This is a genomic window from Oscillatoria sp. FACHB-1407 (assembly GCF_014697545.1).
GTDB lineage: Bacteria > Cyanobacteriota > Cyanobacteriia > Elainellales > Elainellaceae > FACHB-1407.
The window spans coordinates 1-3,782 of record NZ_JACJSA010000062.1 but is presented as its reverse complement, the minus strand read 5'-3'; the positions used below and the strand labels follow the sequence as shown (position 1 = coordinate 3,782).

At 48.0% G+C, this 3,782-nt stretch carries 5 protein-coding genes; 2 read left to right on the top strand and 3 right to left on the bottom strand.

Annotation, left to right across the window (positions count from 1 at the left end):
* Positions 1 to 152: 152 nt before the first annotated feature.
* A complete protein-coding gene (locus H6G89_RS34215) occupies positions 153 to 992 on the bottom strand; it encodes a M56 family metallopeptidase (protein ID WP_190514485.1) in 840 nt (279 codons plus the stop codon).
* Positions 992 to 1,411 carry a BlaI/MecI/CopY family transcriptional regulator gene (locus tag H6G89_RS34210; protein WP_190514484.1) on the bottom strand — a complete coding sequence of 140 codons (420 nt, stop codon included), beginning with the start codon at positions 1,409 to 1,411 and terminating at the stop codon, positions 992 to 994. Before H6G89_RS34210 ends, H6G89_RS34215 begins: the two co-directional genes overlap by 1 nt.
* 122 nt (positions 1,412 to 1,533) lie before the next feature.
* Here H6G89_RS34210 and H6G89_RS34205 point away from each other — a divergent pair, with 122 nt between their 5' ends.
* Together H6G89_RS34205 and H6G89_RS34200 are read left to right on the top strand one after the other, a co-directional pair.
* Positions 1,534 to 3,024, top strand: a complete 1,491-nt coding sequence (locus H6G89_RS34205; protein ID WP_309230169.1) for a PepSY-associated TM helix domain-containing protein — start codon at positions 1,534 to 1,536, stop codon at positions 3,022 to 3,024.
* A gap of 15 nt (positions 3,025 to 3,039) precedes the next feature.
* On the top strand, positions 3,040 to 3,330 hold the full coding sequence (locus H6G89_RS34200) for a copper resistance protein (RefSeq protein ID WP_190514483.1): 291 nt from the start codon (positions 3,040 to 3,042) through the stop codon (positions 3,328 to 3,330).
* Positions 3,331 to 3,474: 144 nt separating this feature from the next.
* Here the strand turns inward: H6G89_RS34200 and H6G89_RS36565 are convergent, their stop codons facing one another.
* Positions 3,475 to 3,675 carry a hypothetical protein gene (locus tag H6G89_RS36565; RefSeq protein ID WP_375539722.1) on the bottom strand — a complete coding sequence of 67 codons (201 nt, stop codon included), beginning with the start codon at positions 3,673 to 3,675 and terminating at the stop codon, positions 3,475 to 3,477.
* Between the last annotated feature and the right edge of the window lie 107 nt (positions 3,676 to 3,782).

Here is a 3,782-nt window from a genome sequence, read left to right as displayed (position 1 = left end):
AATCAGCCAGACTGAAACAGTTGTATCTTCTGCAATTTATTAGTTTAGGAAATACTTATGCTTCTGTGGGGACAATTTATTCCCTAAATCGCAATCCAGAGCAAAAAGGATGCCACCCTGAAGCCGACCGGAAGCGTAATTCACAGAAGCAATCAGCAATGTAGCAGGGGCATCAGGATCGGTAGAGTGGCTGGAAGTATCCATACCCAAAGTTGATGTTGGCTTTGAGTGATTTCGGATTGAGTCAGAAGAAAGTTAATCCGTTCTTCTAGTCGAGTGTTAGGAGTGATGTCATAGAATGCAGCACAGTGATGATTTTGAGTCGTAGAAGCCGATCGCACAACCAATAAAAGAGTTTCTGCTAAGGTCAAAGCATCTACCCGTTGTGCTGCCCATTGGTCGGCTCGTAACTCCCGTAACAATAACAAGTCCTGCCAAAGTGATTCTGTTCTAGGAAGCCAAAAGGTGAACTGTCGAATCCAATTCAGCCAGAAAAAAAAGAAGGTATCGCGGTAATATCCATGCGCTTCTTCGTGGCTTAGAACGGCTTCAATTTGCTCTTTACTCAGAGATTCCAGTAATCCTCGGCTGACAACCAATTCTGATCTCCAGATTCCCACTTGAGCCGCAAACAAATTAGGAGTCTCTAACACTCGTCCTGTTTTGCCTGCGATCGCTGCTGACGGCAGAGCATGGACTTGCTGGAGCGATCGCCACTGCTGCCCAAACAAGTAAACAAGCAATACTCCTGCAAATCCGAGAAAGCCTAAAGCCAGGTGGCATCCTAACCAGCCAACGGAATATCTCAGCATTGTGCCGTGATGTCCCATCCCAAGAACCGTCATACTGGTTGTCAGCACCAGAATGGGTGGCAGCAGGAATGCCCCTAACGTTCGTTGCCAGCGATCAGCCCAGGTGCCGGAAACGCGAAACCAGCATAGCCGGGTAAAGATGGCGATCGCCACTGCCATGAACAGGATGCCTAAATGCATTATTGCTCCTCCCTGGCTTGTCGTGCAGCTCGAATTCGTTCCGCGATTGCCTCTAGTTGATCCAGGCTAGCGGCATCCAGACTATCAGCAAAGGCAGCAACCACATCGGGATTGCTCACAGCTAAAAACTGGTTGAGTTGGGCATGAGCCTGTAGCACTTTGGCTTCGCCCTGTGAAATTCGAGGTCGCCACTGGAAGGCTTTTTCTTGTTTATGGCAAATAACCCAACCCTTCTGTTCCAAACGATTTAAGACGGTTGTCACTGAGGCTTGTGTCAGTTCGCGATCAGGGTCAGATAGGATGCGATCGTGGATTTCCCGAACGGTTGCCGATTCAAATTCCCAAAGAATTTCCAGGATCTCACTTTCCAGGGGACCCAATGAAAGTTGCTTAGGGCGATAGTCAGGTAAGGGCGACATGGGCAATGAAATTTTGGAATTGAAATTTAGTGTACACGCATCTCTAATTTCATGCTTTGCAGTATTCGACAAATAAGCTTTGTAACACCTTGACAGCGTGTCTTTTGACAACGTTTTCAGATGTGAGGCATAGTCATCACGCCTCTGTTTTTTGGCAAGTGACAATCAAGATGAGTGAGTCGGCAACCGCTTCTAAGCAATTATCAACCGCCCCATCTCCGGGTAATCGTTTCTACCGCACCGTTTGGCGCTGGCACTTCTATGCCGGACTGTTTGTGATTCCCTTTATGCTCATTCTGGCTGCAACAGGGATTATTTATCTCTTCAAGCCGCAGTTAGATGCTGCCATGTATCACAATCTGATGTTTGTGCAACCTGGTGCAACTGCGCTGCCTTACACCGAACAGGTACAGTCTGTTCAAAATTCCTATCCTGGTGCAACCGTAACGCAAATTACGCCAAACAGTGCAGCCGATCGCAGCACTGAAGTGTTGTTAGCAACGTCAGATGAGCGCAACCTGATGGTGTTTGTGAATCCCTACTCTGGACAGGTGTTAGGCAGTCGTGATGAAGATAATAATCTCCAGGCGATCGCCCGCAAAATTCACGGCGAGTTATTGATCGGCAAAGTGGGAGATTATTTGGTCGAGTTAGCCTCCTGCTGGGGACTCGTGCTGCTGATCTCAGGACTTTATCTATGGTTGCCACGCCATCAATTTACAGTGCTTGGAACGTTGATTCCACGATTGTGGAATAAAAATAAACGGGTATTCTGGCGAGACTTACACGCGGTTCCCGGATTTTATGGCATTCTCCTGATTGGGTTTCTGATTCTTACAGGTTTGCCCTGGACAGGCTTCTGGGGAGATACCTTTGCTCAAGTATGGGGTAGATTTCCAGCCCAGATGTGGGATGACATCCCTCAATCGACTGTCTTAACAGGTTCCCTCAATCAACGAGGACAGGTTGTGCCATGGGCAGTACAACAGCTACCGATGCCTCAATCTACGGCATCAGAACATAGCAATCACGCTGGACATAGCAATGCCAGTTCTCCTACTCAAGAGAGCGTTGTGGGTACTTTAGTGAATCTCAACTCGATCATTGCCTTAGCGCAAGCGAAAGGTGCGCCTCCTGGCTTCAATGTCACCTTACCGGAAGGAGAAACCGGAGTCTATACCGTTTCGGCATTCCCAAATGATCCAACCCAGGAAGTAACCATGCACATTGACCAATACAGTGGCAAAGTGCTGGCTGATGTGCGGTGGCAAGATTATGGGCTAGTTCCTAAAGCGGTGGAGATGGGAGTTGCCATTCACATGGGGAAATACTTTGGACTTACTAATCAATTGCTCATGCTGATAGCGGCGTTGATCGCGATGCTGCTTTCCATTACTGGAGCCGTCATGTGGTGGCAACGCCGTCCCAAAGAATCAGGACTGATGGGTGCTCCTGCCATGCCCCCTCATGTGCAACATTGGCGCGTTCCGTTGGCGATCGTTGCCGTCATGGGTTTGGTATTTCCGTTAGTTGGGCTTTCATTAGTGATTGTGTTACTGCTCGACTATTTTGTGTTGTCTCGCATTCCTGCTCTCAAGCGTATTTTTAATTGAATTTGGTTGAGTTTAATGACTGAAACACTCAAAAAGCAGAAGAAAGTTTCTGTGGGAATTGGTGCTCATGGCATTGTGGCGATCGGGGTATCAGCACATGGGGTTGTGGCGATCGGGATTGTCACTCACGGAATTATCTCGATTGGGCTTGTCTCAATGGGGGCAATCTCCTTTGGCTTAGTCTCGATGGGACTTCTAAGTTCAGGATTGGTGTCGATGGGACTTGCGGCGTTTGGTCCCCACAGCATGGAATTAGTGCAACCTGCTCAGAATCAGCAGGATACTCATCATCACCATTCACCATGAATGCATTAGGTTAAAAAACGTAGGGCAATTGATGCCAGTGCCAATATGGTTCAACGCCTGATGAGTATGAATTAAGTTCATGGTTCCTATTGTTGTGTGATTTGTACCGCTGGTTGGTTACAGCAGAAAATAGATACTGAATACTCAAAGTTGGCAGGCAACGTCTCGAACGATCGCCATAAAAGCGGGAAGCACTGGATTTATAGTCTCTGGATTCCAGGCAACAGCAAGTTCCAACTCTGGTGTTGGTTCTGTGAAAGGTCGGAGGATTACACTCGTAGGGGCAACTGATTCTGCTGAAGCATGGAGTAAGAAAACCCCAATCTTGGCAGCCACTAATCCCAAAATGGTCAGGACTTACGCAGTTGGAAGAACGAAACGAGGAGCAGCCAAATAAGCTCGAATGGCATCCCGTACGATCGCCGACTTTGCCTCATACCAACTGACCCCTG